29 protein-coding genes and 1 pseudogene are annotated in these 26,123 nt (G+C 73.5%); 20 read left to right on the top strand and 10 right to left on the bottom strand.

The window, feature by feature from the left end:
• The first annotated feature begins 134 nt into the window (after positions 1 to 134).
• Complete coding sequence (locus ACIQCJ_RS15405) at positions 135 to 1,385, top strand: M14 family zinc carboxypeptidase (protein WP_355339205.1); 1,251 nt, start codon at positions 135 to 137, stop codon at positions 1,383 to 1,385.
• On the opposite strand, the gene ACIQCJ_RS15400 is transcribed toward ACIQCJ_RS15405, so the two are convergent.
• Both ACIQCJ_RS15400 and ACIQCJ_RS15395 read right to left on the bottom strand, forming a co-directional pair.
• Positions 1,354 to 1,929 carry a GNAT family N-acetyltransferase gene (locus ACIQCJ_RS15400; protein ID WP_401311507.1) on the bottom strand — a complete coding sequence of 192 codons (576 nt, stop codon included), beginning with the start codon at positions 1,927 to 1,929 and terminating at the stop codon, positions 1,354 to 1,356. The genes ACIQCJ_RS15405 and ACIQCJ_RS15400 overlap by 32 nt on opposite strands.
• Before the next feature lie 182 nt (positions 1,930 to 2,111).
• On the bottom strand, positions 2,112 to 3,515 hold the full coding sequence (locus tag ACIQCJ_RS15395; RefSeq protein ID WP_402711611.1) for an MFS transporter: 1,404 nt from the start codon (positions 3,513 to 3,515) through the stop codon (positions 2,112 to 2,114).
• Between the two features lie 385 nt (positions 3,516 to 3,900).
• Between ACIQCJ_RS15395 and ACIQCJ_RS15390 the strand changes: the two genes are divergently transcribed.
• The gene (locus tag ACIQCJ_RS15390; RefSeq protein ID WP_402711610.1) at positions 3,901 to 4,842 is read left to right on the top strand and encodes a helix-turn-helix transcriptional regulator; all 942 of its coding nucleotides are present in this window, start codon (positions 3,901 to 3,903) and stop codon (positions 4,840 to 4,842) included.
• Positions 4,843 to 4,910: 68 nt separating this feature from the next.
• Complete coding sequence (locus ACIQCJ_RS15385) at positions 4,911 to 5,168, top strand: lipopolysaccharide assembly protein LapA domain-containing protein (protein ID WP_391049575.1); 258 nt, start codon at positions 4,911 to 4,913, stop codon at positions 5,166 to 5,168.
• Between the two features lie 130 nt (positions 5,169 to 5,298).
• On the opposite strand, the gene ACIQCJ_RS15380 is transcribed toward ACIQCJ_RS15385, so the two are convergent.
• Positions 5,299 to 5,790 carry a GNAT family N-acetyltransferase gene (locus ACIQCJ_RS15380; RefSeq protein WP_391119525.1) on the bottom strand — a complete coding sequence of 164 codons (492 nt, stop codon included), beginning with the start codon at positions 5,788 to 5,790 and terminating at the stop codon, positions 5,299 to 5,301.
• An 89-nt stretch (positions 5,791 to 5,879) separates the two neighbouring features.
• On the opposite strand from ACIQCJ_RS15380, the gene ACIQCJ_RS15375 reads away from it, so the two are divergent.
• The 10 genes from ACIQCJ_RS15375 to ACIQCJ_RS15330 all read left to right on the top strand — a co-directional run bounded on the left by ACIQCJ_RS15375 (position 5,880) and on the right by ACIQCJ_RS15330 (position 14,181).
• Entirely contained in the window at positions 5,880 to 6,692 is an 813-nt protein-coding gene (locus tag ACIQCJ_RS15375) for an exodeoxyribonuclease III (RefSeq protein WP_402711609.1), read from the top strand.
• Between the two features lie 112 nt (positions 6,693 to 6,804).
• Positions 6,805 to 7,542, top strand: coding sequence for a Mut7-C RNAse domain-containing protein (locus ACIQCJ_RS15370; protein ID WP_402711608.1), 738 nt, complete (start codon positions 6,805 to 6,807; stop codon positions 7,540 to 7,542).
• 244 nt (positions 7,543 to 7,786) lie between these two features.
• Positions 7,787 to 8,464, top strand: coding sequence for an ArsR/SmtB family transcription factor (locus ACIQCJ_RS15365; RefSeq protein WP_402711607.1), 678 nt, complete (start codon positions 7,787 to 7,789; stop codon positions 8,462 to 8,464).
• Positions 8,461 to 9,006 carry a dihydrofolate reductase family protein gene (locus ACIQCJ_RS15360; RefSeq protein WP_402711606.1) on the top strand — a complete coding sequence of 182 codons (546 nt, stop codon included), beginning with the start codon at positions 8,461 to 8,463 and terminating at the stop codon, positions 9,004 to 9,006. The genes ACIQCJ_RS15365 and ACIQCJ_RS15360 overlap by 4 nt, the downstream gene beginning before the upstream one ends.
• Positions 9,007 to 9,077: 71 nt before the next feature.
• Positions 9,078 to 9,806, top strand: a complete 729-nt coding sequence (locus ACIQCJ_RS15355) for an SRPBCC domain-containing protein (RefSeq protein WP_402711605.1) — start codon at positions 9,078 to 9,080, stop codon at positions 9,804 to 9,806.
• Between the two features lie 169 nt (positions 9,807 to 9,975).
• Positions 9,976 to 11,010, top strand: coding sequence for a thaumatin family protein (locus ACIQCJ_RS15350; protein ID WP_402711604.1), 1,035 nt, complete (start codon positions 9,976 to 9,978; stop codon positions 11,008 to 11,010).
• 314 nt (positions 11,011 to 11,324) lie between these two features.
• Positions 11,325 to 12,011 carry an alpha/beta hydrolase gene (locus tag ACIQCJ_RS15345; protein WP_355339237.1) on the top strand — a complete coding sequence of 229 codons (687 nt, stop codon included), beginning with the start codon at positions 11,325 to 11,327 and terminating at the stop codon, positions 12,009 to 12,011.
• 197 nt (positions 12,012 to 12,208) lie between these two features.
• A complete protein-coding gene (locus ACIQCJ_RS15340) occupies positions 12,209 to 12,571 on the top strand; it encodes a DUF1304 domain-containing protein (RefSeq protein WP_355339239.1) in 363 nt (120 codons plus the stop codon).
• A 5-nt stretch (positions 12,572 to 12,576) separates the two neighbouring features.
• Positions 12,577 to 13,164, top strand: coding sequence for a TetR family transcriptional regulator (locus ACIQCJ_RS15335; protein WP_391051300.1), 588 nt, complete (start codon positions 12,577 to 12,579; stop codon positions 13,162 to 13,164).
• 216 nt (positions 13,165 to 13,380) lie between these two features.
• Positions 13,381 to 14,181: a L,D-transpeptidase family protein gene (locus ACIQCJ_RS15330; RefSeq protein ID WP_402711603.1), complete on the top strand. Its 801-nt coding sequence runs from the start codon at positions 13,381 to 13,383 to the stop codon at positions 14,179 to 14,181.
• A gap of 171 nt (positions 14,182 to 14,352) precedes the next feature.
• Here the strand turns inward: ACIQCJ_RS15330 and ACIQCJ_RS15325 are convergent, their stop codons facing one another.
• Complete coding sequence (locus tag ACIQCJ_RS15325) at positions 14,353 to 14,958, bottom strand: DUF4291 domain-containing protein (protein ID WP_402711602.1); 606 nt, start codon at positions 14,956 to 14,958, stop codon at positions 14,353 to 14,355.
• Positions 14,959 to 15,242: 284 nt separating this feature from the next.
• Here ACIQCJ_RS15325 and ACIQCJ_RS15320 point away from each other — a divergent pair, with 284 nt between their 5' ends.
• Both ACIQCJ_RS15320 and ACIQCJ_RS15315 read left to right on the top strand, forming a co-directional pair.
• Positions 15,243 to 15,632: a nuclear transport factor 2 family protein gene (locus ACIQCJ_RS15320; RefSeq protein WP_355339250.1), complete on the top strand. Its 390-nt coding sequence runs from the start codon at positions 15,243 to 15,245 to the stop codon at positions 15,630 to 15,632.
• A 3-nt stretch (positions 15,633 to 15,635) separates the two neighbouring features.
• Positions 15,636 to 16,634, top strand: coding sequence for an LLM class flavin-dependent oxidoreductase (locus tag ACIQCJ_RS15315; protein WP_402711601.1), 999 nt, complete (start codon positions 15,636 to 15,638; stop codon positions 16,632 to 16,634).
• 109 nt (positions 16,635 to 16,743) lie between these two features.
• Here the strand turns inward: ACIQCJ_RS15315 and ACIQCJ_RS15310 are convergent, their stop codons facing one another.
• The 3 genes from ACIQCJ_RS15310 to ACIQCJ_RS15300 all read right to left on the bottom strand — a co-directional run bounded on the left by ACIQCJ_RS15310 (position 16,744) and on the right by ACIQCJ_RS15300 (position 19,044).
• A complete protein-coding gene (locus ACIQCJ_RS15310) occupies positions 16,744 to 17,820 on the bottom strand; it encodes a phosphatidylinositol-specific phospholipase C domain-containing protein (protein WP_402711600.1) in 1,077 nt (358 codons plus the stop codon).
• Positions 17,821 to 18,009: 189 nt separating this feature from the next.
• Entirely contained in the window at positions 18,010 to 18,315 is a 306-nt protein-coding gene (locus ACIQCJ_RS15305) for an AzlD domain-containing protein (RefSeq protein WP_402711747.1), read from the bottom strand.
• A 15-nt stretch (positions 18,316 to 18,330) separates the two neighbouring features.
• Positions 18,331 to 19,044, bottom strand: a complete 714-nt coding sequence (locus ACIQCJ_RS15300; RefSeq protein ID WP_401855964.1) for an AzlC family ABC transporter permease — start codon at positions 19,042 to 19,044, stop codon at positions 18,331 to 18,333.
• A gap of 79 nt (positions 19,045 to 19,123) precedes the next feature.
• Between ACIQCJ_RS15300 and ACIQCJ_RS15295 the strand changes: the two genes are divergently transcribed.
• Positions 19,124 to 19,759: a helix-turn-helix domain-containing protein gene (locus tag ACIQCJ_RS15295; protein WP_401719427.1), complete on the top strand. Its 636-nt coding sequence runs from the start codon at positions 19,124 to 19,126 to the stop codon at positions 19,757 to 19,759.
• Positions 19,760 to 19,806: 47 nt separating this feature from the next.
• Here ACIQCJ_RS15295 and ACIQCJ_RS15290 read toward each other — a convergent pair whose 3' ends face one another.
• Together ACIQCJ_RS15290 and ACIQCJ_RS15285 are read right to left on the bottom strand one after the other, a co-directional pair.
• On the bottom strand, positions 19,807 to 20,766 hold the full coding sequence (locus ACIQCJ_RS15290) for a hypothetical protein (protein ID WP_402711599.1): 960 nt from the start codon (positions 20,764 to 20,766) through the stop codon (positions 19,807 to 19,809).
• A 108-nt stretch (positions 20,767 to 20,874) separates the two neighbouring features.
• Positions 20,875 to 21,342, bottom strand: a complete 468-nt coding sequence (locus ACIQCJ_RS15285; protein WP_402711598.1) for a hypothetical protein — start codon at positions 21,340 to 21,342, stop codon at positions 20,875 to 20,877.
• 156 nt (positions 21,343 to 21,498) lie between these two features.
• Here ACIQCJ_RS15285 and ACIQCJ_RS15280 point away from each other — a divergent pair, with 156 nt between their 5' ends.
• A complete protein-coding gene (locus ACIQCJ_RS15280) occupies positions 21,499 to 22,257 on the top strand; it encodes a crotonase/enoyl-CoA hydratase family protein (RefSeq protein WP_402711597.1) in 759 nt (252 codons plus the stop codon).
• 92 nt (positions 22,258 to 22,349) lie between these two features.
• Positions 22,350 to 22,954 (top strand): annotated as a pseudogene (locus ACIQCJ_RS15275) (ATP-binding protein).
• Between the two features lie 148 nt (positions 22,955 to 23,102).
• On the opposite strand, the gene ACIQCJ_RS15270 reads toward ACIQCJ_RS15275, so the two are convergent.
• Positions 23,103 to 23,597, bottom strand: a complete 495-nt coding sequence (locus tag ACIQCJ_RS15270) for an anthrone oxygenase family protein (protein ID WP_391163703.1) — start codon at positions 23,595 to 23,597, stop codon at positions 23,103 to 23,105.
• A 384-nt stretch (positions 23,598 to 23,981) separates the two neighbouring features.
• Here ACIQCJ_RS15270 and ACIQCJ_RS15265 point away from each other — a divergent pair, with 384 nt between their 5' ends.
• Positions 23,982 to 25,028 (top strand): AraC family transcriptional regulator, encoded by a 1,047-nt coding sequence (locus ACIQCJ_RS15265; protein ID WP_401855950.1) that lies wholly within the window; start codon positions 23,982 to 23,984, stop codon positions 25,026 to 25,028.
• A 121-nt stretch (positions 25,029 to 25,149) separates the two neighbouring features.
• Positions 25,150 to 26,073 (top strand): LysR substrate-binding domain-containing protein, encoded by a 924-nt coding sequence (locus ACIQCJ_RS15260; protein ID WP_355339283.1) that lies wholly within the window; start codon positions 25,150 to 25,152, stop codon positions 26,071 to 26,073.
• Positions 26,074 to 26,123 lie beyond the last annotated feature (50 nt).

Here is a 26,123-nt window from a genome sequence, read left to right as displayed (position 1 = left end):
GCGATACGCGCACGCTCTGTGCCGCCGTCACCGAAGCCGCCCGACGGCCGTGGTGGACGGGGTCATGTGGGGGCTGTACCCGACGTCGTCACGCAGTCGCAGCCAGTACGCGCTTCGGCTTCTGGGGGAATGCGGTGGCGAGAGAGCACTATCCGACGACGGCCGAAGTCATCCAGGGCGCACGGCTGTTGACGTTGCGATATCCGAGACTGTGCCGACTGCGGGCTGTCGGCCGGTCGCGGGCCGGGCGGCCCCTGCTCATGCTGACGGTGGATCAGGCGGAGGGCGGGAGCGAGCGGAACGCGCTCGTGGTGGCGGGACCGCACGCCAACGAGGCGGCGGTCGGCGGTGCCACGGTGCTCCGGCTCGCGTACCAGCTCGCCGCCGAGCGCGAGGGCGGCCACGGCGACGGCACCGCCTGGCACTTCCTGCTCTGCATCGACCCGGACGGCGCGGTGCTCAACGAGCCCTGGCTGTGCGGGCCTTACACCCTGCGCGGCCACTACGAGCACTTCTTCCGGCCGTGCGCGGCGGAACAGCCCGAATGGCTGCCGCCGCCGGGAGCCCCCGACGCGTCGCTCCCCGAGACCCGCGCGCTGCTCGGCGTACTGGACGCGCTGCGACCGGTGTTGCAGTGCTCGCTGCACGGCATCGACGTGGGCGGCAGCTTCGTGCAGCTCACCAGCGACATCCCCGGCGTGCCCGCGCGGATCGGCAAGTCGGCCGCCGAGCTGGACATCCCGCTGGAGAGCGGGTCCTCCGACGCCTTCCAGTGGCCGAGCCCGGGACCCGGCGTCTACGTGATGCCGCCGGACGGCGACCCCGCGACCGTCGGGGACGGCGCCAACTCCACCTGGGCGCACGCCCGCCGCTACGACGGTGTCACCGCCGTCGTCGAAGTGCCCATGTGGGCCTGCGACCGCACCGCCGACATCTCCCCGCACCCCGCGCCCGACCACGCGCTGCGCGTCGCGGGCGCGGCGCTCCGCCGCGACCTGCCCCGCGTCGCCCGGGTCCTGGACAACCTCGACCCGCGCCTGGTCGGCGCGGACTCCCCGATGCTGCGCACCGTCAAGGAACTCGTCGGCATCGGCCCCCGGCTGTCCGCCGACTGGGACCCCGCCGTACGCCCGCCCGGCGCGCTCCCGCTGCCGCCGATGACCACCGCGCGCGTCACCAGCATCGAGGTCTACGCGCAGCGCGTCCCGCTGCGCGCCGCCGCGATGCTCCGCCGCGTCGCCGACGTCCCCCGCGTCACGCGCCTGGTGGACGAGTGGTGCGCGGCGTACGAGAGCGCCTACCGTCCGCGCTGGGTGCCGATCGCCGACCAGGTCGAGCAGCAGGCGCGCAGCGTCATCGCGGTGTACGAAGAGCTGCGTACATGACCACGTCCTTCAACTCCCCGCCGACGCGCGCCCAGTCGCGCAGCAGCCCCTCGCGCTGGTAACCGGCGCTCTCCGCGGTGCGCAGCGAACCGGTGTTCCACGGCTCGGCGTACAAGTCGAGCCGGGCGATGCCCAGTTCGTGCAGGCCCCACTCGGTGATCGCCTTCAGCGCCGAACCTGCGGCGCCCGCGCGGCGCGCCGAGGCGAGCACCCAGTAGCCGACCGTGGCGCGGTCCGCGCTGATGATGTCGAGCCCCACGTTGCCGACCGCGCACCCGTCGGACGCCCGCGCGATCACCATCGGGTAGCGGCCCGCCGCCGGCCGTCCCCACTGCCGCTCGACGAAGGCGATCCCCTCGGCGTCGCTGTAGACCGGCGGCACGGTCGTGATCAGCGGAATCAGCGGGTCCGTCGACGCCTCGCGCACCGCGTGCAGGTCGGCCATCGACCACGGGCGCAACGTGTAGTCGCCCGCCCCGAGCACCGGCGGTTCCCTGAGGTCGGTGAGGACGTCCCTGCGGTCCGAGCGGTGCCTGTGGTCCATGCGTCCGATGCTGCCAGCAGGGGGCGCGGCGGGCGAGTCCATGACGGACGTACGGGGCACGGGCGCGCGGCCGACCCTGGTCACCCGTCGCCGCCCCCGTGCCCCGCCACCCGTCCCTGCCCGTGCCCCCGTGCCCCGCCACCCGTCCCTGTCCCCGCGCGCCCCCGCGCCCCGCCCTCCCGTCACCCCCGCGCGCGGACGGGTTCACGCCCCTTCGGCGACCGCAGGAACAGCGCGGAGGCCACCGCCCCCGCCGCCACCAGGGCCGCGTTGACCAGTACGGCGAGCGAGATCCCGCCGAGGAGTACGTGCGGCGCCGCCGACGAGGCCGCGCCCGCGCGGGCGGTGACGACCGCGCTCATCACCGGGATGCCCAGCGTGATGCCGACCTGCTGCGTCATCGTGGCGAGGCCGGTGGCCAGACCCTGCTCCTCGTCCGGCAGCCCGGACGTCGCGGTGACCATGAAGCCGACGATCGCCAGCATGTTGCCGACACCGCCGACGAAGGTCGCCGCCAGCAGAAGCCCCAGCCATCCGCGGCCCTCCCCGAGCGGCACCAGCGACGCGGTGGCGACCGCCTGGACCCCGCCGCCGACGATCAGCGTCGCCCGCGTGCCGATCCGGCCGATCACCCGCGCCCCCAGCACCCCGCCCACGACGGTGCCCGCCCCCAGCACACCGAAGGCGAGACCGGTCGCGAGCGCCGAGAACCCCAGCACCTTCTGGAGGTAGAGCGTCATCAGGAAGACCAGCGACGTCTCCGTCACGAAGGCGATCAGCCCGGCCGCGTTCCCCCACACCACCGACCGGCGGCGCAGGAACCGTACCGGCACCAGCGGCGCCGGTGCCCGCCGCTCCACCGCGACGAAGGCGGCCAGCAGCGCCGCGCCCACCGGCAGGGCGGTCAGCGTCACCGGGGAGAGCCAGCCGCGCTCGCCCGCCGACGTGAAGCCGTAGACGACCGCGAGCAGCCCGCCGGTGACGGTCACCGCGCCGGGCACGTCGAGCCGGGGCCGTGCGGCGGGGCGGCTCTCGGCGATCAGCGCGGGCGCGGCGAGCAGCACCACGGCGGCCACCGGCACATTGACGAAGAACGCCCAGCGCCAGCTCAGCAGGTCGGTCAGCACCCCGCCGAGCACCGCGCCCGCCGTGAAACCGGCCGACATCAGCGCCCCGTTCAGACCGAGCGCCCGGTCGCGCAGCGGCCCCTGCGGGAACGACGTGGTCAGCAGCGCCATCCCGGCCGGGGTCACGGCCGCCGTCGCGAGCCCCTGGGCGACCCGCGCCGCCAGCAGCATCGCCGGATCCGTCGCCAGCCCGCCCGCCAGCGACGACACCCCGAGCACCGCCATCCCGGCCAGGAACACCCGGCGTCGCCCGAACAGGTCCGCGACCCGGCCGAACAGCAGCGTGAATCCGGCGGCGGCCAGCGCGAACGCCGTCGCGATCCACTGGAGATTCGCCAGCGAGAAGCCGAGACCGCGGCCGACCACCGGCAGCGCCACGTTCAGGATCGAGAAGTCCACCGCGATCATGAACTGCGCGCCCAGCAGCAGCATCAGCGTCCAGCGCTGCCGCGCGCTCATCGGCGGCGGGCCGGACCTCGGGGCGGTGTCCGGTGCCCCGGCCCCGTCCGTCCGCGCGCTCCCCGTCCCGGCCGCGCGGCCCGCACCCGTCGTCGGTGCGGGTGCGGGTGCCGGTGTGGATGTCGGCGTGGGTGTGGGTGCCGGTGTGGATGTCGGCGTGGGCGCGGGTGTAGGTGTGGGTGCTGGTGTCGGTGTCGGTGGCGTCATCCTGCGGCCCTCCATAGCGGTGGTGCGGTCACCACGGAAGGCTCGTCGGCGGCGCGGCCCGTACCCAGACCCCCGTTCTTCGTACGCGGGCGGTGCCTACGCGGGCCGTACGTACGTCGGGGGTGCCTACCACCGGCAGGGTCAGGCTCCGCGCCGGGCGCCGGGGCAGACTGGACGTATGGACGGCACCGCGCGCACCCCCTCCGCACTGGGCGAATTCCTCCGCACCCGGCGGGCGCGGCTGCGCCCCGAGGACGTCGGCGTCGTCCCGTACGGTGCCCGGCGTCGCGTACCGGGCCTGCGCCGCGAGGAACTGGCCCAGCTCGCGGGCGTCAGCGTCGCGTACTACACACGGCTCGAACAGGGCCAGAGCGCCAACGCCTCGCAGGCCGTGCTCGACGCGCTCGCCACCGCGCTGCGGCTCACCGACGACGAGCGCGCCCACCTGCGCCACCTCGCGCGCCCCGGCCGCGCGGGACGCCGCGCCCCGCAGCGGGCCGAGACCGTACGGCCCGCCACGCGGCAGCTCATCGCCGCCATGGAGGCGGTGCCCGCCGTCGTGATGGGCCGCCGCTACGACGTCCTGGCCTGGAACGCGCTCGGCCACGCCCTCACCGCGGGCCACCTCGACCCCGACGCGCCCGACCGCCCGGCCGACCGCCCCAACGCCCAGCGGATGCTCTTCCTCGACCCGCACACCAGGGAACTGCACCCGCACTGGGACGAGGAGGCCCGGCGCGCCGTCGCCTCCCTGCGGCTGGCGGCGGGCGAGGCGGCCGACGACCGCGGATTCGCCGAACTCGTCGGCGAGCTGTCCATGAAGAGTCCGGAATTCGCCGCCCTGTGGTCCCGCCACCCGGTCAGCAACTGCACCACCGGCACCAAGACCTTCCACCACCCCGTGGTGGGCCGCTTCGACCTCGCCTTCGAGATGCTGCGGACCGGCGACGGCTCGGGCCACCGGCTGCTGCTGTTCAGCGCGGCGCCCGGCACCCCGGACGAGGCGGCGCTGCGCCTGCTGGCGGCGAGCGCCCAGGCGAGTACACAAGGGAGCCCGTACGCGAGCACGCAGGTGAGCGCACAGGCGCGCACAGCGGACGCGCTCACCCGTTCGGAGTAGTCCGCAGCCCGCCCCGGCGCCCCCGCACCGATCATGAACGCAAGGGGACAGCGCCGAACCGGGAGCAGGTGAGCGTGGTGAGCACCGAGAAGCCGCCGAGCGACAGCAGGTTCGGTTCGCTGGTGACCCCGGGCCGGGTGACCGTGGCCGTGCTCGCGGTCCTCGCCCTGATCTTCATCTTCGAGAACACCCGCGACGTCAAGATCCGGCTGCTGATCCCCGAGGTCACGATGCCGCTGTGGATGGCGCTGCTCGGCTGCTTCATCGTCGGCGCGCTGGCCGGGATGTACCTGCGGCGCGGCGGCCGCAACAGGGGCGGGCGCTGACGCCGGGACCTCGTGCGGGGCGCCGCGATCCGTGGGGTACGCGCGGGTGCGGTGCGATCAGCGGCTTGGACCGGCGGTTTGGATCAGCGGCTTGGACCGGCGGCTTGGACCGGCGGTTTGGATCAGCGGCTTACGGGCCCGGCGGCGCGACCAGCGGCTTGCCGAGGCACACGCTCAGCTCGTCGTGCCGGTAGTAGCCGAATTTCGGCACCGGCAGGTAGCCGCACGAGCGGTACAGCGCGATGGCCTCCGGCTGCCGCTGACCGGTCTCCAGCACCATCCGGGTCCTGCCCGCCGCCGCGGCCGTCCGCTCCAGCTCGGCCAGGATCGCGCGGGCGAGACCGCGCCCGCGCGCCCGCGCCACCACGAACATCCGCTTGATCTCCGCGTCGCCGTCCGCGTGCCCGTCGGGCGAGTCGTCCTGGGCGCGCCAGCCGCCACTGGCCACGGCGTGCCCGTCCTCGTCGTAGGCCAGCAGGTACAGCCCGCGCGGCGGGTCGAAATGGGCCGCGTCCATGAAGGTCGAGTCCCCGTCGCCGTACCGCTCCACGTACTCCTGCTGCACCAGGTCGTTGAGCTTCACCGCGTCGGGGTGGTCGTAACGCGTCGTTCTGATCTCCACGCCCGATATCGTACGTGCGCGGTCGTACGCACGTGCGGACGGGGGATACCGAAGCGGTCCAGCCGACCGGCCCCGGTATCGTCCAGCGCATGTCGACCACCGTCACCACCGTGAACGTCAACGGACTCCGCGCCGCCGCCAAGAAAGGCTTCCTGACCTGGCTGGAGGAGACCGAAGCCGACGTGGTCTGCCTCCAGGAGGTCCGCGCGGAGCCCGACCAGCTCACCGTCGAGCTGCGCGACCCGGCGGGCTGGCACGCCTTCCACGCGCCCTCCTCCGCCAAGGGCCGGGCCGGTGTCTCGCTGTACACCCGCGAGGAGCCCAGCGCCGTCCGCGTCGGCTTCGGCGCCACCGAATTCGCCGCCGCCGGGCGCTACCTGGAGGTCGACCTGCCCGGCACCGGACCCGGTCTGACCGTCGGCAGCCTCTACCTCCCCTCCGGCGAGGTCGGCACCGAGCGCCAGACGGAGAAGGAGCGCTTCATGAAGGACTTCGCCGTCCACCTCGGCGCGCTCCGCGACCACGCCGCCGAAACCGGCACCCATGCCCTGGTCTGCGGCGACTGGAACATCGCGCACCAGGAAGCGGATCTGAAGAACTGGCGCGGCAACCGCAAATCCGCCGGCTTCCTCCCCGAGGAACGCGCCTGGCTCACCGAACTCTTCGGCCCCGCGGGCTGGACCGACGTCGTCCGCCGCCTCCACCCCGATGTCGAGGGCCCCTACTCCTGGTGGTCCATGCGCGGCCAGGCGTTCGACAACAACACCGGCTGGCGCATCGACCTCCAGGTCGCCACCGAAGCCCTCGCCGCCGCGGCCACCACCGCCGTCGTCGAGCGCGCCGCGAGCTACGACCAGCGCTGGAGCGACCACGCCCCGGTGACGGTGACCTACGACATCTAGGCCACGGCGGCGCGGCGCGGGCGTCACACCCCCGGCTCCACCGTCTCCAAGGCACTGACGAGCGGTGCGGAACTCCGTGGCCGGGCCCGGTGGGCGATGGCATGCTGAGTCCGTGAACGGACCGCACATCACCGTCAGTATCCCGGCTGAGCTGCACCTCTTCGTGGCCGCCGACCGGCGCCGCGAGGAACCCGGCACCGTGGTCACCGACGGCACGTCGTCGCTCGGGCACGTCGTGGAGTCGCTGGGCGTGCCGCTCACCGAGGTCGGCGGGCTGTCCGTCGACGGCCGCGCGGTCCCGAACGCGCACGTCCCGGCGCCGGGCGAGGCGGTACGGGTCCACGCGGTCGTACGGCCGCAGGAGGTGCCGGGCGCGCCGCTGCGCTTTCTGCTCGACGTCCATCTCGGCACGCTGGCGCGGCGGTTGCGGCTGCTCGGGGTCGACGCGGCGTACGAGAACGAGGACATCGGCGACCCGGCGCTCGCCGCGCTCTCGGCGAGCGACCGCAGGGTCATGCTCACGCGCGACCGGGGCTTGCTGCGCCGCCGCGAACTGTGGGCGGGCGCGTACGTCTACAGCGACCGCCCGGCCGACCAACTGCGCGACATCCTCCAGCGGTTCGCGCCCGACCTCGCGCCCTGGACCCGCTGCGTCGCCTGCAACGGCCTGCTGACCCCCGCCGACAAGGAGTCCGTCCGCGACCGCCTGGAGGGCGGCACCGAACGCTCCTACGACGTCTTCGCCGCGTGCGCCTCCTGCGGCCGCGTCTACTGGCGCGGCGCCCACCACACCCGCCTCGAAGCCGTCGTCGCCGAAGCACTCCGGGACGCCGCCCCCACCCGGCACTGATCCCGCGCGGCACTGACCCCACCCGGCACTGACCCCGCGCGGACCGGCACCGCGCGGACCTTCACCGCGCGCCGAAGCCGCTGGTGGGACCGCCCGGTGCCCCCATGGGACCGGGCAGTGCCCTGCCCCCATGGGACCGGCCAGTGCCTGCATCAGCCTGACCGCTACCCGCGCCGAAGGCCGCTCGCCCACCGACAAGAGAATGCGTCTGGACAAAAAAAGTTTTCGGTGAGACGCTGAAGCCATGTTGGACGTGAGCGTGATCGAGAACCCCGAAGCGGCGGCGACGTCGCTGGACCCGATACGGTCCCGGCTGCTGGCCGAGCTGGCGGCGGGCCCGGCATCGGCGACGATGCTCGCGGCGAGGGTGGGGCTGCCGCGGCAGAAGGTGAACTACCACCTCAAGGCGTTGGAGAAGCACGGCCTGGTCGAGCTGTCGGGCGAGCGCAAGAAGGGCAATGTCACCGAGCGGCTGATGCGGGCGACCGCGGCCTCGTACGTGATCTCGCCGATGGCGCTGGCCGCCGTGCAGCCCGATCCGGCCCGCTTCCGCGACCAGCTCTCGGCGCGCTGGCTGCTGGCTGTCGCCGCCCGGCTGGTGCGGGACGTCGGCACGCTGATCACGGGCGCGGACCGGGCGCGGCAGCGGATCGCGACCTTCGCGCTCGACGGCGAGGTCCGCTTCGGCTCGGCGGCGGACCGCGCCGCGTTCGTGGACGAACTGACCCGCGGCATCGCCGCGCTGGTCGCCAAGTACCACGACGAGGAGGCCGAGGGCGGGCGTCCGCACCGGATCGTCGTCGCCCTGCACCCCACGGTGAAGACCCCCGACGCCCCCGCCGTCACGAGCGGTGGCACCGATACCGCCGCTGTCGAACCGGCCGTCGGCCGGCCCACCACACCCCCTGAGGAAGCGTCATGAGGAAGCTTGTCGTCAGTGAGTTCCTGTCCGCCGACGGAGTCATGGAGGCGCCCCACGAGTGGCACGGGCCGTACTTCGACGACGACATGGCCGGTGCCGTGTCCGCCCAAATGGACGCGTCCGACGCCCTGTTGCTCGGCCGCACCACCTACGACGGCTTCGCCGCCGCGTGGCCCGCGATGGCCGGCCAGGCCGGCGGCGACCACATGAACGGCATCGCCAAATTCGTCGTCTCCAGCACGCTGGAGAAGGCCGAATGGAACAACTCCACCGTCCTCAGCGGAGATCCGGCCGCCGCCGTCCGCGAGCTGAAGCAGCGGGACGGCGCGAACATCACCGTGATGGGCAGCGCGACGCTCGTGCAGTTGCTGCTCGGGCAGGGCCTGGTGGACGAGTTCGACCTGCTGGTGCACCCGATCGTGGTCGGCCGCGGCAAGCGGCTGTTCCAGGACGGCCTGCCGCAGACCCCGTTCACCGTCGTCTCCTCCGAGATGTTCGCGTCCGGCGTCCACCACGTCGTCTACGCGCCGCGGAAGGCGTAGGGCCGGTCCGCCCTCCCGCACCCGCACGGCCCCCATCCGCGTATCCCTGGAGCAAGGAGCTCTGAACAACCATGTCCAAGCGCTTCGAGATCGTCCGTGAATTCGAGGTCGACGCCAGCCCGTCGCAGGTCTGGGACGCCATCACCACCGGTACCGGGGGCTGGTTGTGGCCCATGGAGTACGAGCCCAAGGAGGGCGGCGCGGCGCCGTTCGGCGGGACCGTGGTCGCGTGGGACCCGCCGCACCGGCTGACCGGGCGCACCGAGGACGCCGAGGGCATCTCGGTGCAGACCTTCAACCAGGTCGACCACCTCATCGAGCCCCGCGAGGGCGGCGGTTCATGGGTGCGGTACGTGCACAGCGGCATCCTCGTCGAGGACTGGGACAACCAGTACGACGGCGCGAACAAGCACACCGACTTCTACATGCACACCCTGCGGGAGTACCTGCGGTACTTCACCGGCCGCATCGCCGTCTTCGGCGGCGCGGAAGGCCCGAAGGCGTCCGGCGCGCCCGACGCCTTCGAGACGGCGGCCCGCGCGCTCGGGCTGGCGGACGATGCGGCCGAGGGCACGACCGTACAGGTCGAACTGCCGGGCGCGGGGCGGGTGGAGGCCGTGCTCGACTTCCGCAACCCGTACTTCATCGGGCTCCGCACCGACCAGGCGATGTACCGCTTCTTCGGCCGCAACCACTTCGGCGCGACGGTCGGCGTGAGCGTGCACGACTTCGCGCCGGGCGCCGGCGCCGAGCGGATCGGCGCGGACTGGACACGCTGGCTCGCCGGGGTCTACGCGTAACGCCCCCTCCCGCGGCCGGAGTCAAGCCTTCGCCGTACCGGAAATCCGTTATCCCCGCCGCTCACCGGCCGTCTCCTGATCGCCGGTGAGTCGGCATGTGCGGGACGTACGGGATGCGCTGGCCACAGGCATCAACGGTATTGACGGCGGCCACGGCGCGGAGGAAGCGATGGGACGCAGAGCTCGGCACGGCGGACGATCACGGCGCGGTGCCGTGTCGGCGGCGGTGGCGCTGGCCGTCGCGGCCCTGTGCGTGGCGGTCTGGGCGGTCTCCGGCCAACGGCCTGGCGGCGGTTCGGCCGACACCCCGGCCACGGCGGGCGCCGCGCCCGTATCGGCGGGGCAGGTCACGACCACGGCCGCGCCGTCCGTGACACCGACCGTCACCGCCTCCGCGACGACCGCCGCCAAGAAGCCGAAGCCGACCGCTTCCCGGCAGCTCCCGCGGCCGACCGCGTCGCGCAGCGCCGCGTCGCCCGCCGGTACGAAGCTCCCACCGCGTTCCGGCACCCGGGTGTTCACCTTCGTCAACGACGTGGACCAGACGATCTGGCTCGCCTCGGGCGAGCAGACCGCCCGGCCCGCCCTCACCACCACCGGCTGGGTCCTGCGCCCTGGGCAGACCCTCGGCGTCCGCGTGCCCGACCACTGGAACGGCCGCTTCTGGGGCCGTACCGGCTGCTCCTTCGACGCCTCGGGCCGCGGCCACTGCGAGACCGGCGACTGCGACGGCCGCTTCCAGTGCCCCGGTTACGGGGTGATCCCGGCGACGCTGGCGGAGTTCAACCTCAACTCGTGGGACGGGATGGACTTCTACGACGTCAGCCTCGTCGACGGCTCCAACCTCCCGATGTACATCAACCTCGTCGGCGGTACGACGAAGGACCCGATCTCGGCGAACGGCTGCTCGGCCGCGGGCTGCACCCACGCCGTGGACTGTCCGGCCGCCCTCCAGGTGACGTCCGGTGGCCGGGTGGTCGGTTGCGAGTCGCCCTGCGGGGTCTTCGACACCGACCAGTACTGCTGCCGCGGCACGTGGGCGCCGCGCTCGATGTGCCTGCCCGACCAGTGGCCGGTGAGGTACGCGGACGTGTTCAAGAGGGCCGAGCCGTTCGCGTACTCGTACGTGGACGACGACGCGACCAGCACCTTCACCAGTCGGGGCGAGGCCGGGTACCGGATCACTTTCGGGCTGAGCCGCTGAGTCGCTGAGGCGGTGATGCGCTGATGCGCTGATGCGGTGAGCCGGTGAGCCCGTGAGGCACTCGAAGGGCCCGACCGGCCGGGCGGGGAGGACGTACCGACGCCGTATGTCAGGGCGGAGTCGGGGGCGGGAAGGGCGGCGGCCGTGACCGGCGCCGGGACGACGACGCGGGCGGCGCGGAAACCGCCGTCGTCGGCCCGGCCGACCGGGGACGGCCGCCGCCGATCCGCGATGAGTTTCGGCCGCGCCCGCGGTCCTATGGGGAGCAGCGGGCCCGTGTCCCGGGCGCGCCCCGACGAAAGCAGGCGTGAACGATGGCGACCTTCGTACTCGTCCCCGGCGCGGACGGCCGCGCCTGGGGCTGGCACCGGCTCGTACCGGAACTGCGCGCCCGCGGGCACGAGGCGGTGACGCTCGACCTGCCCGAGGACAGCGCCGCCGACCTCGACGCCTACGCGGACGCGATCGTGGCGGCGTGCGGCGACGTCGACCGGCTGGCCCGGCCGCTGGTCCTCGTGGCGCTGTCGCTCGCCGGATTCTCCGCGCCGCTGGCCTGCGAGCGGCTGCGCGCCGACCGGCTCGTACTCCTCAACGCGATGGTGCCGCTGCCCGGCGAGACGGCGGGGGAGTGGTGGGACCACACCGGCCAGCAGGCCGCGCGCGAGGCGTACGCGCGGGAGGAGGGACGCGACACCGCGTTCGACGTGCGCGTCGACTTCTTCCACGACGTGCCGCGGGAGATCACCGAGGAGGCCATGAACTCCGCCCCGTCGGGCGGCGCGCCGGAACGGGTCTTCACGCAGCCGTGGCCGCTGACGGCGTGGCCCGATGTGCCGACCCGCTTCCTCCAGGGCGCGCAGGACCGCTTCTTCCCGCTGGAATTCCAGCGGCGGCTGGGCAAGGAGCGGATCGGCGTGGACGTCGAGGAACTGCCCGGCGGGCATCTGCTCGCGCTGAGCCGACCGCGCGAGCTGGCGCAGGCGCTAGTGCGGGACGTGTGAGCCGCGTGCGGTCGGCCGCGTAAAACGGCGACTGCCCGGCGCAGAGGCGACTTCCCCCGGCCTGGAGGGACTTCCTGGCGCAGACGCGACTGCCCGGCGGGCTTCCCGGCAGGGAGAGGGCTTTCCGACTTCCTGTACAGTTGTCCAGGAAGTCGGAGAGCGGGAAGTCCGGTCAACGGAAGGCGTGGTGCACGGTCGTGAAGGTCGTCGCGGGAATCCTGGTCGGCGCGGTCGCCGCCTTCCATGTGTACGCGCTCGTGCTGGAGATGTTCCTGTGGCGCGGTCCGCGCGGCCGGGCGCTGCACGGGCTCGACGACGAGGGCGCCAGGATCACCGCGCCGCTCGCCGCCAACCAGGGCCTCTACAACGGCTTCCTGGCCGCCGGACTCGTCTGGGGCCTGATCGCCTCCGACCCGGTGGGCTTCCAGGCGCGGGTGTTCTTCCTGTGCTGTGTGATCCTGGCGGGTGCGTACGGCGCGGCGACCGCGTCCCGCAAGATTCTCTTTGTGCAGTTCGCGCCCGCGGTCGTGGCGCTGGCGGCGGTGCTTGTGGCTGGATGAGGGGTGTGATCGCTACGGGTGAGGTGAGCGGGGGGCGCGCGACGTCCGATCCCCGTACGCTCAGGACCCGCGCCCGGCTGCGGGCCGCGCTGCTCGACGAGTGCGCGCAGCGCCCGCTGGACCAGATCAGCCTGTCGGCGGTGGCGCGCCGCGCGGGGGTCGGCCGGGCGACCCTGTATCTGCACTACGACGGTCTCCAGGCGCTCGCGGTCGACGCCTGCGCCGACGTCGTACGGGAAGCGGTCGACGCGCTGCACGCCTGGACCGCGCCGCCGGGGCCCGACGCGCCGCCCGCGCCGCTGGCCGAATTCCTCGCCGTCGTGGCCGGGCGGGCCGACCTCTACCGCGGTCTGATCGCGGAAGGCGGCGGCGGCCCGCTCGGCGCGCTCCTCCACGACGAACTCCGCGCTCGTTCGTTCGCCGACCGCACCCGCGCGGGCGCCCCGTCGCCCGCGCTCGCCGCTTCCGCCACCGCGGCCGTGTTCACCGGCCTGCTCGCCGACTGGCTGCACGGCCGTCTGGACCTTTCGCCGGACGCCTTCGCTGCTCACGTGTGGCGGCTGCTGGTCGCGATCCACCGCGCCGTCCGCTGATCCTTCGCTGACGCCCGGTCAGGGCGTACGGTGTGCGCGGCGGGTGCGGACGGTGGGGGATATGCGGGGCAAATCGGGCGAGAGGTCACCCTGGGTGGTGCATATGGGTCTGAGTTTGCGAGGATCGCCGGGATGACTTCCGCTCCCGCGGGCTCCTTCGCTGAGAGCCGCTCCACAGAAGGCCGTGGCCGAAACCGCCACCGGCGTCGGAAACATGTGCTGCGACGGAGGGCCGGGATCGGCGCCGCCGCGTTCGTCGTGCTGGCGGTCGTCGGCGCCGGATATGTGGTGATGGACCGGCACGGCGCGGGTTCCGCCGCCGCGGACAGCGGCAGGAACGGCGGCTCCGGGCACGGTCAGGCCGCGGTGCCCGGCGCGTCCGCCAAGGCCGCGGGCCCCGGCACCCTGAGCGTCAAGGACGAGGCGCCCACCGTGATCCCGGGCCTCGGCCCCAAGACCCGCTCCGCGATCCCCGCCGCCTCCCGGCAGGTGCTGGTGGCCTCGGGCAAGGCCAAGAACTCCGCCGACTCCACCGTCACCCTGTGGTCCCGTACCGCCGACGGCCACTGGAGAGCGGGCGCGGCCTGGCCCGCGCACAACGCCCTGCGCGGCTGGACCGACAAGCACCACTCGGGCGATCTGCACAGCCCCATCGGCGTGTTCACCCTCAGCGACGCGGGCGGCTTCGACGCCGATCCGGGCGCCAAGCTGCCCTACCACCACTCGTCCGCCTTCCGCGCGGGCGGCGTCGGCTTCGACGGCGAGCCGCTGGACGCCGCCTTCGACTACGTCATCGCCATCGACTACAACCGCGTGCCCGGTACGTCCCCGCTCGACGGCACCCAGCCGCTCGGTGCCAACCGCGGCGGCGGCATCTGGGTCCACGTCGACCACGGCGGCCCGACGCACGGCTGCGTCAGCGTCTCCGCGGCGCACATGGTCGACCTCCTGCACACGCTCGTCCCGGCCGACCACCCGGTGATCGTGATGGGCGACCACGCCTCGCTGTCGGCGTAGTCCTCTCCCGGTCTCCGCGCCCGCTGACGGATCGCCGAGGCCGCGCATCCGCACGCCCGCCAGCGCACCGCGAATTGCGCCACCATGCCGACGGTGACCCGCCCGAACACGACCGAGAAGACCCACAGGGCGGCACCCTCGCCCCTGGCCCCGCCCACCGCCGCCCACGGGTCAGACACCCGAACTCCCGCCCACCCGCTCCGGCAGCCCGCCCACGACGTCATACGCCCGCTCCTCCGGCACCAGCCGCTCCGCCCCCTCGACGTCCCCGGCCCCGACCAAGCGGTGCACCTCGCGCGCCAGCGGCGTCACATCCCTGATCCCCACGATCCACGTGTCCGCGTACTCCCGCACCGCCTCGCCCGACAGCCCGAGTTGCAGCGACCGGTACGGCAACGGCCGCAGCCGCACGTCCCGTTCGGGGTCCCACTGCACCCGCGCGGGAGCGCGCTTGAGCTGCCGACGCCACGCGTCCCGGTCGGCGTGCACGTCGGGGGAGTAGTGGGACAGACACGCGTGCCGAAGCGCCCACTCGAATCCGTCACGGGTGATCTCCACCGCGAGCACCGTCTCCTGCCCCGCCTTGGCGCCCCAACCGCAGCGGTACATCATCCACAGGAACGACGGCTTGATCCACGTCATGCGGTCCCGGCTCCAGGCGGCGGGGAAGCGGCCGTCGCGGGCGGTGGGGAGGCCGATCGCGGGGGCGTAGGCCTGGTAGACGGTGATCGTGGTGGGGGTGTGGAGGGCGCGGACGCGCCGGGCGGGTTCTCGCATGGGGACACAGTGCCGTCGCGGCGGTGGGGGTGGCCAGCGAATTGCGGGGCGGGAACGCCCGGCGAAGGGGGTGAGGGGAGGGCGTGGGCGAGGCGTTACTCCCCGGGGAGTACGGGTGGGGGCGGGGCGGGTTGACCGGGGGAGTACGGCAGAGGCATACCGCCGGGCGATGCGGCGCGGCGGCGTACGCGGGAGTCTGGTGAGGCACCCCGGACCGGCACACGGGTGGCCGGGAGTCCGGCCTCCACCGGGGCTTTCGCACCCGCTCGCGAGGAGGCACGGCCATGGAAGACGAGCAGGAGCTGACGGACTTCGCGCGCCGATGGACCGAGGCGGAACGGCGCGGCGACGTGACCGCGCTGGACGCGCTGCTGACCGACGACTTCAGCGCGGTGGGACCGCGCGGCTTCGTCCTCGACAAGAAGCAGTGGCTCGACCGCTACGCCTCCGGCGCGCTCGTCCACGACGCCTTCACCTGGGCCGAGGTGACGATCCGTCAGTACGGGCGGGCGGCCGTCGCCACCGGAGTGCAGGGCCAGCAGAGCATCTTCGACGGGCGGGACGCGGACGGGTACTTCCGGGTGACGCAGACGATCGTCGAGACCGACGGCGTATGGCGGTTGGCCGCGCTCCACCTCAGTCCGACCGGCGACCGTCCGGGACCGGAGGCGTAGACGATGCGGATCAGTATCAGTGTCGCCCACGACGCCTGGCCCGAGGGACCGCGCGGCTCCGCACGGCAGTTGGAGCGGGTCGTCGCCACCGCCGACGAGATCGGGCTCGACACGGTGTGGGTCACGGACCATCTGACGCGGACGGACCCGACGCGGACCGACCTGACGCGGACCGACCCGACGCGGACCGACCCGACGCGCTCACCGGACGAGGCGGTCCTGGAGGCGTACACGACGCTGGGACTCCTCGCGTCGCGCAGTGAACGGGTGCGGCTCGGCGCCATGGCGAGCCCGGTCGGCAACGGCGCGGCCGGCCCGCTGATCACGGCGGTCACGACGCTCGACGTCCTGTCCGGCGGCCGGGCCTGGCTCGGCATCGGCGCCGGATACGCCGACCACCAGGCCGCCGCGCTGGGCCCGCCCGCGCCCGGCGCCCCCGAACGCTTCGAGCGGATGGAGGACGTGCTGCGGCTCGCGCACCGGATGTGGTCGGGCGACGACAGCCCCTTCCGCGGCGCGCACTGCGACCTGGCCAGGCCGTACCCCAGTCCGCTGCCGCTCAGCGGCCCGCACCCGCCGGTGCTGATCGGCGGAAACGGCGAGGCACGGATGCTGCCGCTGGTCGCGCGGTACGCCGACGCCTGCAATCTGCTCGACGTGCCCAACGGCGGCGCCACCATCCGCCGCAAGCTCGACATCCTCGCCGTGCACTGCCGCAAGATCGGCCGCCCGCTCGGCGACATCGACACGTCCGTCAGCGTCAGGCTGCGGCCGCAGGAGTCGGCGGACGAACTCGTCGCGCACTGCCGCCACTTCGCCGGTCTGGGCATCGGGCACGTGGTGCTGGTGCCGGGCGGCCCGTGGACGGAGGCGTCGACGCGGACGCTGGCGGCGGCGCTGCCCGCGGTCCGCGGCCTGCACCGGGAGGAGGCGGCCGGGCCGAAGGCCGGCCGCCTCGACACCTACCGGGCGCCCGCGTTCGGCGGCGCCGTCCCCGTCTGAGCGGGACGGGAAAGGCAGGCGGAGAAGGAACGGCACCCCACGGCCGGCGGTCGCCGTGGGGTGCCGTGCTGCGCGGCCGAGGCCGCGGCCGACCCTGGATCCAGGACCGTCAGCCGTTGCCGCGCGGCAGGACGAGCGACTGGATCTGGGGAAGCCCCTTCCAGTCGTTCGAGGCGATCGTCGCGTGAGCCGCGGCGAGTTGGGCGATCCGCGCCTGCGCGTCGGCCGGGGACGGATTCGCGTCGTCCAGGGCGGGCGCGACATTCTGCGAGTCGGTCATCACGAGCAGGTAATGACGCGCGTCGTACCAGTTCGTGTCGACGTTGAGGAACGCCGAGGCGTCACCGTCGAAGATCACGAACCACGGGCGCAGCGAGGCGTCGGAGTAGCGCGAACGCGGGTCGCCCGACTGGACGTTGTGCACGGTCGGGAAGACCTGGGCGGTCGAGACGTGCCCCTTGAGGTAGCTCGCGTACTCGACGTCCGTCCACAGCGTGTCGGTCGGGTTGTTCTCCTCGACGGTGCCGGGGATGATCTCCAGGATCACCTTGCCCGCGAGTTGCTGCCGCGTCGGCCAGTTGCCCGCCTGGGCGGCCTCGTCGAGCGTGCCGTAGCTGCCGCCGCCGGGCTTGGCCAGCAGGTCGGACGGCTTGAACACCAGGCTGCCGAGGTGCGCGCTGATCGACTGGTCCAACTTGGCAGGGCTCATGCCGAGGTTGGCCTGGAAGCCCGCCTTCATCTCCAGCTTGATCATCAGCGGCGCGTGGCCGGGGTGCGCGCCGAGCCAGACGCGTACGTCGTCCAGGCAGCTCTCCAGGTCCTTGTTCGCGCCGCCCGTGTAGAGCTGCGACGGCGAGGACGCGTCCACGCAGTTGTTGCCGTTGCTGGTCGGGCTGGAGTGGCTGACCTTCCACTCCTGGGTGAAGAAGTCGTCCCACACGTCCAGTTCGATCAGCGACGTGCCCGTGTCCAACGCCTGGGCGAGGTACGGGAAGGCGGCGGGGTCGTAGGTGTTGTGCAGGCCGGACGTCGTGGCGCCCGAGAACGGCAGGGAGCCGGTGTCAGCGGCGGACGCGGATGCGCCGCCTCCGGCTCCGGCGACGGTGAACGCCAGGCATGTGGTGAGCACGCCGAGCAGCGCCGTGCGCAGTCGTAGGGAAACTCGTCGGGACAGCGGACCGGTCACGTGTCCTCCAGTGGGGGGTGTCTCTCCGTCCGGACGGTGACTGCCGAGCGTGAATCGACGGAGACATGTCACGTAACACGATCTGGAATCCGGCTGTCAGCTACGAATCGAGCCGATCTTCAACGGAATTGACGCCACGTCAGGGGCGCTTCGGTGGGTTGTGGGGCCCGCGTCACGTCCGTACCGCTTTCAGCTCGCGCCCAGCAGCCGCAGCGCCGCCGTGGTGGCCGCGGCGGCGAGCACCACCACGAGGAAGGGTGCCCGGCGCCACGCGCACAGACCGCCGACGGCGACCCCGGCCGGGCGGGCGGCTCCGGCGAAGCCGTGGCCCTCGGTGAGGGTGGAGGTGGCGACCAGGGCGGCGAGCAGCGCGACGACGCAGAGCGCCATCAGCCGTTCCAGGCGCGGCGAGAGGGTGACGCGGGCGCGCAGCACGGGCCCGGCGAAACGGAAGGCGAAGGTGCCCGCGCCCAGGGCGACGGTGGCGAGCAGCAGGCTCGTCCCCCGTACTCATCGTCCCGCTCCGGTCCGCGCGGCGGGGTCCGGCTCCTCGCGACGACCGCCCGCCCGCGCCGCTCCGACCCCGGCCAAGGCGAGCAACACCGGCAGTCCGGCGGGCAGATACGGCGTCGCGACGAGCGCGAGCACCACTCCGGCCAGCGCTGCCCCGCGCGTCGCGGAGTCGCCGAGGGACGGCAGTACCAGGGCCAGCAGCACGGCGGGGAAGGCCGCGTCCAGCCCGAAGGCGTCGGTGTCGCCGACCGCGCCGCCGCCCAGAGCGCCCAGGACGACACCGGCGTTCCAGCAGACGAACAGGCCGATGCCGCACGCCCAGTACGCCGCCCGCCGCCGTTCCGGTTCGCGCTGGGCGAGGGTGAAGGCCACGGTCTCGTCCGCCATCAGATGGCTGCCCGCGATGCGGCGGAGCGGCCCGGTGCCGAAGACGTCGCCGACCGCGAAGCCGAACGGTACGTGCCGCGCGTTCACGAGCAGGCCCGCGACGACCGCCGCCACCGGATTGCCGCCCGCCGCCACGATGCCGATGAACATGAACTGCGACGCGCCCGCGAAGACCACCACCGACAGGAGCATCGGCAGCCACACCGGCAGGCCGAGCCCCACGGCGATGGCGCCGAACGACACCCCGACGACGGCATCGGCGACGCAGACCAGGGCGATGTCCCGCACCAGGTCCTTCTCCGGAGTTCGCCATATCGAACGCATCGCCGCCTATAATGAACGGAGCGAGGATCGTTCGTCAAGGCGAACGAGTGGACTAGTTTGGCGAACGAAGGGTGCGGCGATGGCGGCGGACAAGGGGGCGCACGCGTCAGGAGAGTCGGGGGAGCCGGGACGCGGCGCGGACGAGAACGGACGGGAGCGGCAGAGCGGGCGGGCACCGCTGGCGGCCATCGCGGAATCCCTCCAGCGCGAGCGCCGCCGCGCGGGCCTGTCCCTCGCCGAGGTCGCCCGCCGCGCGGGCATCGCGAAATCCACGCTCTCCCAGCTCGAATCGGGCACCGGCAACCCCAGCGTCGAGACCCTGTGGGCGCTGAGCGTCACCCTGAACGTGGCCTTCGCCCAGCTCGTCGACCCGCCCCGCCCCCGCGTCCGCGTCGTCCGCGCGGGCGAGGGCGTCGCCTTCGCCGCCGAGCGCGCGGATTACGTGGCCACACTCCTCGCCTCCTGCCCGCCGCACGCGCGCCGTGACATCTACCTGGTGTCCGTACAGCCCGGCACCGCCCGTGAGTCCGACCCGCACGCGCCCGGCATGATCGAGCACGTGGTGCTCAGTACCGGCCGCGCGCTGGTCGGCCTCACGGACGATCCCGTCGAACTCCACCCCGGCGACTACATCGCCTATCCGGGCGACGAGCCGCACATCTTCCGCGCGTTGGAGCCGGACACCCTCGCGGTGCTCGTCCAGGAACACCACTGACGCCGCGCTGAGTCAACTCCGCGTGCAGTGCCCGTGGTGGCGGTGCGTCAGCCCGCGCGGAGCGTCAACGCGGCCGTGTGCAGGGTGTTCTGCGTGCGGAACTGGAGGAACAGCCGCCAGTCGCCCGCCGTCGGAAGCTCGGCGTGGAAGGCCAGTTCGGGGCCGCCGTGATCGCCGTTCACGGCCGTCGTCGGATGCAGGTGCGCGAACGCCAGATCACCGGCGTGGAACGCCGTCAGGTGCGCGTACGTCCCCAGGTACGGCTGGAGATCGGTCACCGGGGGGCCGTTCCTGGTCACGGTCACGGCCAGCGGATGCGCCATGCCCGCCATGATGTCGCCCTTCACCGTCACCGTGTAACCGTCCACCGTGGCGCTGGTCTTGGGCGCGGGCAGCGGCACGGGCGACGAGGCGGCGCCGGGGACCGTGACCGTACGGCTCAGGACGACGTCCGTCCCCTTGCCGGGGCCCGCGTCCGGCGTGAAGGACGCGAAGAACCGCCACGCGCCGGGTGCGAGCGCCGCCAGCCGCGCCGTCCAGGTGCCGTCCTTCGCCATCCCCGGATGCACGTGCTGGAAGCCGGTGAGATCGGACCGGACGGCGTAGAAGTGCATCCGCTGCGTCTGGTCGAGCGCGAAGGCGGTCAACGGCCTGCCGTCGGGCGCGGTGACGGAGAAGCGGTACGTGGCGGGCGCACCGGAAGGCAGCCGCGCGTCGGGGGAGACGAGGCGGTAGCCGTCGCGGTCGGCGGACAGGCCGTTGGCGGAGGCTGGGGCGTCCATGCCGTCCATGCCGTCCATGCCGTTCATGGAGGGAGTGGACGGCATGGAGGGTTTCGAGGGCATGGACGCGGTGGGCGACGTGCGCGGCTCGGGTGACGACGCCGGGGCGTGGCCGTGCGCCTGGCCGGTGGTCGCGGAGGAGCCGCCGCCGCAGGCGGTCAGGCCGAGCAGCAGAGCGCAGGTCGCGGCGGTGGCCGCGAGGAGAGCGGGCCGGAGTGTTCGCATGATGCTCTTTCGGGTGAGCGCGCGGAAAACGGCGCGCGTGTGGATGCGATGCGGACGGATGTGAGGGCGCGACGCCGCACCGGGAACTCCCCGGCGCGGCGGGCCCCTTCACGTCCGCGCGACGCACACCCGCAGCAATATCGCCCGCCCGCCCGGCGGCGGAGCGCGCCGCCGGTCCCGAGACGGGGCGGTGCCGGAGGCGGCCAACCCCGCCCCCAGCAAGGGCGGTACGGCGAAGGCGACCTGCGCCCAGCCGGTGAGCGGTGCCCGCGCGCGTACGGGCGTGGCCCAACACGTACCGCCGGAGCCGGTCTTGGCGACGTGGGGGGCGGGGGCCTGCGGCCGTACGTGCGGAGTCGAGTGGGTGGTGGCGGCGACGGGCGCGGTAGTGGACATCCGCGCGATACCCATGTCCGTGCCCATGTTCATGGCCATGGGCACGCCGTGGCAGCCCTCGCTCGCGGAAGCCGGTGCGCCGTGCATGAAAAACAGCCCGAGCAGGACCGCGCACACCGCCAACAGCCGGGGCGTACGCGGCCGGTGCGCGTGTGCCGTACCGTCGCCGTCCGCTGTCACCCGGTTGACAATATACCCCCAGGGGGTGTCTTGCTCAGGCGGGTGGCCGCGTGTTAACGCTGCGGGTACACGGTCCATGTGCGATGCCCGCGACACATGGACACATGGACACGTAAACACGTAGACATGCAGACGGCCGACCGGAAGGCGCGAGAGATGTCCGTACGCAGCGAGCGCGAAGGCGCCGTCACCACCGTGGTGCTGTCCAGGCCGGAGGCGCGCAACGCGGTGGACGGGCCCACGGCCGCCGCGCTCGCGGACGCCTTCCGCGCCTTCGACGCGGACGAGGAGGTGGCCGTCGCCGTCCTCTGGGGCGAGGGCGGCACCTTCTGCGCGGGCGCCGACCTCAAGGCGATCGGCACCGCACGCGGCAACACCGTCGCCGACGACGGCGACGGCCCGATGGGGCCGACCCGTATGCGGCTCGGGAAACCGGTGATCGCCGCCGTCTCCGGGCACGCCGTCGCGGGCGGCCTCGAACTCGCGCTCTGGTGCGACCTCCGCGTCGCCGAGGAGGACGCCGTGTTCGGTGTCTTCTGCCGCCGCTGGGGCGTGCCGCTGATCGACGGCGGCACCGTACGGCTGCCCCGGCTGATCGGCGCGGGCCGGGCGATGGACCTCGTCCTCACCGGCCGTCCGGTCGACGCGGCGGAAGCCCTCGCCATCGGCCTCGTCAACCGCGTCGTCCCGACCGGCACCGCCCGCGCCGCCGCCGAGCGACTCGCGGCCGAGATCGCCGCCTTCCCCCAGACCTGCCTGCGCGAGGACCGGCTCTCCCTGCTGGAGCAGGAAGGTCTGCCCGAAGAGGCCGCCCTGGCCGTGGAGTTGGCGCACGGCCGGATCTCCCTGACCGAGGCGGCGGCGGGCGCCTCCCGCTTCGCCTCCGGCGAGGGCCGCCACGGATCGTTCACCTGACGCCGAACGCCCGCCGTCGGCCGTACGCGCCGGCCCCGTAGTCCTGTCGGGGTCCCCGGACGGCCGCCCACGTGCCCGTTGTGCTCGCGGGCATGATCGTCTGGCTCAACGGCACCTTCGGCGTCGGCAAGACCACGACGTCCCGGCTGCTCACCGAACTCCTCCCCGACGCGCGGATCTTCGACTCCGAGACGGTCGGCTCCATGCTGCGCCCCGTCCTCGCCTCGGTCCCCGTCGCCGACTTCCAGGACCATCCGCCGTGGCGCGCCCTCGTGGTCGAGACGGCCGCGCAGATCTCGGTTACGTCGGCGGGACGCTGGTCGTACCGCAGTCGGTGCTGGTGCGGGCGTACTGGACCGAACTGCGCGACGGGCTCGCGAAGTCCGGCATTCCGCTGCGGCATTTCGTGCTGCACGCCGACCCGTTGACGCTCGCCGCGCGGATCGACAACGACCCCGAGGGCACCGGCATCCGACGCTGGCGGCACGACCACGTCGCCCCGTACGCCGACGCCCTCCCCTGGCTGCGCGAGGAGGCCGAGATCGTCGAGACGGCGGACGTCGCCCCCCACGAGGTGGCGCGGCGGATCGCGGCCGCGGTGACCGCCCAGGGCGTGTCCGTAAAGCCGCCTCTGGCTGGCAGCGCCTGGCACGCACGCCCGCCGCGTCGCCGGAACACCCGAATAGCTCCGCTTTGAGGCCACCCCGGCGCCTTGCGCTCAAGGCCCCCGGACGGAGGCCGGGGGAACACCAGACGCCGCCTGGACCGCCCATGATCCGCCGGACACGCCTTAGGCCGTAACGGCCGCGAAGCCGCGCGCCGTTCGCCCGTCGGCCCGGCGGGGGTCATCCCCGGCCCAGCCGCAGGGCCCAGGCGAGGCAGCCGAGCGCGGCGGTCGTGGTCAGGACGCGGGCGACGTTCCAGCGCAGCCAGGCGGACTCGAACTGCTCCCGGACGGCGGCGAGATCGCGGATCTTCGACGGGTCGCCCGCGGCGGCGAGCTTGTCGTTGAGCGGGACGTTGAAGCCCATGGTGACGACGAGCGAGGCGGCGTAGAGGGCCACCCCGGCGATGATCCACGGCAGCGCGGGCCGTCCGTCGCCGCGCCAGTGCAGCGCCGCCGCGATCCCGCCCAGGACCAGGGCGCCGCCGAAGGCGAGGCTGAACCAGCCGTTGAGTATGGCCACGTTGACGCGTTGCATGGCCTCCACGAACGTCCGGTCGTCGGAGGCGGCGAGGCCCGGCATGACGGCGACGGAGAAGGCGAAGTACAGGCCCGCCATCAGGCCGGTGGCGAGCGTGGCGGCGAGCAGCACGAGACTGCGGATGTCGCCGGACATGGCAACTCCTCTGGGTCCTCGGGGACGAGCGGTCGGATTCCGGCCCGACTCGGGCCGCTGGTAGGCGGGTTGGCGGTCCCGACCGGAGCGGTCCTGCGGGAGCGGCCGCTCCCGGCGCGGCTGCCGCTCCGGGTCCGCCGCGCCGCCGCCGGACATCGGCTGAGGCGGCGGCGTACCGTACGGCCACGCCGCGTAATCCTGCTGGTGCGGAGCCTGTTGAGGTGGCTGCTGAGGTGGCTGTCGAGGTGCCCGCTGAGGTGTCCGGTCGCGGGGCGCGGTATGCGCGTTCGGTGTCATGGCCTCAGTGAAACGGCGGCGACGGCGGCGGGACCATCGTCGAAAAGCTCACCCCCATGCGCGGGCGTCCAGTCCTAGGCTGGGCGCATGGACGCACTGGCGAATCTGCTGGACGGGCCGCGGGCCCGAGGCGCCTTCCTGCTGCGGTCGATCCTCACCCCGCCCTGGTCGCTGCGGATCGAGGACCGGGCGCCGCTGACGCTGGCCCTGATGGTGCGCGGCGACGGCTGGGTGGTGCCGGACAAGGGCGACCCCGTACGGCTGTGCCCCGGTGACATCGCGGTGATCCGGGGCCCGGAGCCGTACACGGTCGCGGACGCGCCGGCCACCGAGCCGCAGATCGTCATCCATCCAGGACAGGTCTCCGCGACGCCGCAGGGCGTCGAGCTGTGCGAGGAGATGGACCTGGGGGTCCGGACGTGGGGTGACGTGCCGCCCGAGGCGGTGGGTACGGTCGGCGCGCCGGGACCGGTGCGGTCCGTGTCGGGAGCCGTCGGCGCAGGTCAGAGGGGTGCCGGGACCGCCGAGGACTCCGTCGTGATGATCACCGGGACGTATCAGATGCGCGGCGAGATCAGCCAGCGGCTGCTCTCCGCCCTGCCGCACGTCCTGGTCATGCCGGGCGACGCCTGGGCCAGCCCGCTGCCCGCACTGCTCTGCGAGGAGATCGTCAGGGACGAGCCGGGGCAGGAGGTCGTCCTCGACCGGCTCCTCGACCTGCTGCTGATCGCGGTGCTGCGCGCCTGGTTCTCCCGCCCGGAGGCCGGCGCGCCCGCCTGGTACGTCGCCCAGAGCGACCCGGTCGTCGGCCCCGCGCTGCGCCTGCTGCACGACGACCCCGCGCACCCGTGGACGGTCGCGGCGCTGGCCGCCAGGACCGGCGTCTCCCGCGCCGCCCTCGGCCGCCGCTTCACCGATCTCGTCGGCGAACCGCCCATGTCGTATTTGACCAACTGGCGGCTCTCCCTCGCCGCCGACCTGCTGCGCGAGCCGGACGCCACCATTGGCGCCGTGGCCCGCAAGGTGGGATACGGCAGCCCCTTCGCGCTCAGCGCCGCCTTCAAGCGCGTCCGCGGCATCAGCCCGCAGCAGCACCGCGAGGGTGTGGTGGCGGAGGGGAGCGCGGCGTCCTGATCCGTCCGGCGGACTCAAGGGGGCCTTCGGGGGGCGTACGGGCGCCTCGTACGAATCCTGCGTCCCATGCACCGTTCGGTTTGAGTCGGGGTATCGGGCCGGAATTGTTTAGGCTGGCTGCATGAAGGACTGGGATCTCCGCAAGCTGCAAATCCTCCGCGCGCTGCGCGACACCGGTACGGTCACGGCCGCCGCGGGCGCGCTGCGGATGACCCCGTCGGCCGTCTCGCAGCAACTGGCCGCGCTCTCCAAGCAGATCGGCACGCCGGTGTTGGAGGCGCGCGGTCGCGGCGTACGGCTGACCGGCGCCGCACACGTCCTGCTCAGACACGCCGAGGTCGTCTTCGCGCAGCTCGAACGCGCGGGCGCCGAACTCGACGGGTACGCACAGGGCGAGGTCGGCGTCGTGAAGGTCGGCGCCATCGCCACGTCCATCACGCGCCTGGTGGTGCCCGCCGCCCGGCTGCTGCGCCGCGACGCGCCCGGCATCACCTTGTCGGTGCGCGAGGCGGAGGCCGCCGAGGTGTACGAGGAGCTGGCCGCCGGAGACGTGGATCTCGCGTTGTCGCTGGCCGTGGACGCGCCGACGGCCCGCGACACGCGCTTCGTGATCGCCCCGCTGCTCACCGACCCGCTGGACATCGCGCTGCCCGCGACGCATCCGCTGGCCGCCGCGCCGGGGCTGCGACTGGCCCAGCTCGCCGAGGACCCGTGGATCTTCGGCAGTCGCGGACCGTGGCGCGAGATCACCCTGGCGGCCTGCGCCGAGGCCGGATTCGTGCCGGAGCAGGCGCACGCCGCCGCCGACTGGCCCGCGATCTTCGCCCTGGTCGCGGCCGGAATGGGGATCGCGCTGGTGCCGCGGATGTCCGCGTCCGGCGCCCTGACCCAGGACTTGGCGGTACGCCCGCTGGACGTGGACCGGCCGCGGCGCCGGATCGTGGGCGCGGTGCGCGGCGGCTCGCAGGACGCCCCGCTGCTGCGGCGGACGCTGGGGGCGCTGCGGCGGGCCGCGGAGCTGGACCCGACCATGCAGTTGGACTGAACAATGGCTTCAGTAAGTTTCGATGGACGTGAAGGGTCGGGTCGGCCGAG

The sequence above is a fragment of the Streptomyces sp. NPDC093221 genome (genome assembly GCF_044753885.1).
Lineage (GTDB): Bacteria > Actinomycetota > Actinomycetes > Streptomycetales > Streptomycetaceae > Actinacidiphila.
Note: the sequence above shows the minus strand (reverse complement) of the source record. Positions and strands in the feature narration are given on the sequence as shown.

Coding starts and splice junctions, on each gene's coding strand:
- ACIQCJ_RS15265 (WP_401855950.1), top strand. CDS start 23,982: ATGGACGCACTGGCGAATCTGCTGGACGGGCCGCGGGCCCGAGGCGCC.
- ACIQCJ_RS15390 (WP_402711610.1), top strand. CDS start 3,901: ATGGACGGCACCGCGCGCACCCCCTCCGCACTGGGCGAATTCCTCCGC.
- ACIQCJ_RS15280 (WP_402711597.1), top strand. CDS start 21,499: ATGTCCGTACGCAGCGAGCGCGAAGGCGCCGTCACCACCGTGGTGCTG.
- ACIQCJ_RS15290 (WP_402711599.1), bottom strand. CDS start 20,766: ATGCGAACACTCCGGCCCGCTCTCCTCGCGGCCACCGCCGCGACCTGC.
- ACIQCJ_RS15270 (WP_391163703.1), bottom strand. CDS start 23,597: ATGTCCGGCGACATCCGCAGTCTCGTGCTGCTCGCCGCCACGCTCGCC.
- ACIQCJ_RS15320 (WP_355339250.1), top strand. CDS start 15,243: ATGGAAGACGAGCAGGAGCTGACGGACTTCGCGCGCCGATGGACCGAG.
- ACIQCJ_RS15360 (WP_402711606.1), top strand. CDS start 8,461: ATGAGGAAGCTTGTCGTCAGTGAGTTCCTGTCCGCCGACGGAGTCATG.
- ACIQCJ_RS15400 (WP_401311507.1), bottom strand. CDS start 1,929: ATGGACCACAGGCACCGCTCGGACCGCAGGGACGTCCTCACCGACCTC.
- ACIQCJ_RS15350 (WP_402711604.1), top strand. CDS start 9,976: ATGGGACGCAGAGCTCGGCACGGCGGACGATCACGGCGCGGTGCCGTG.
- ACIQCJ_RS15345 (WP_355339237.1), top strand. CDS start 11,325: ATGGCGACCTTCGTACTCGTCCCCGGCGCGGACGGCCGCGCCTGGGGC.
- ACIQCJ_RS15355 (WP_402711605.1), top strand. CDS start 9,078: ATGTCCAAGCGCTTCGAGATCGTCCGTGAATTCGAGGTCGACGCCAGC.
- ACIQCJ_RS15300 (WP_401855964.1), bottom strand. CDS start 19,044: ATGCGTTCGATATGGCGAACTCCGGAGAAGGACCTGGTGCGGGACATC.
- ACIQCJ_RS15315 (WP_402711601.1), top strand. CDS start 15,636: ATGCGGATCAGTATCAGTGTCGCCCACGACGCCTGGCCCGAGGGACCG.
- ACIQCJ_RS15395 (WP_402711611.1), bottom strand. CDS start 3,515: ATGAGCGCGCGGCAGCGCTGGACGCTGATGCTGCTGCTGGGCGCGCAG.
- ACIQCJ_RS15375 (WP_402711609.1), top strand. CDS start 5,880: ATGTCGACCACCGTCACCACCGTGAACGTCAACGGACTCCGCGCCGCC.
- ACIQCJ_RS15365 (WP_402711607.1), top strand. CDS start 7,787: ATGTTGGACGTGAGCGTGATCGAGAACCCCGAAGCGGCGGCGACGTCG.
- ACIQCJ_RS15325 (WP_402711602.1), bottom strand. CDS start 14,958: ATGCGAGAACCCGCCCGGCGCGTCCGCGCCCTCCACACCCCCACCACG.
- ACIQCJ_RS15295 (WP_401719427.1), top strand. CDS start 19,124: ATGGCGGCGGACAAGGGGGCGCACGCGTCAGGAGAGTCGGGGGAGCCG.
- ACIQCJ_RS15260 (WP_355339283.1), top strand. CDS start 25,150: ATGAAGGACTGGGATCTCCGCAAGCTGCAAATCCTCCGCGCGCTGCGC.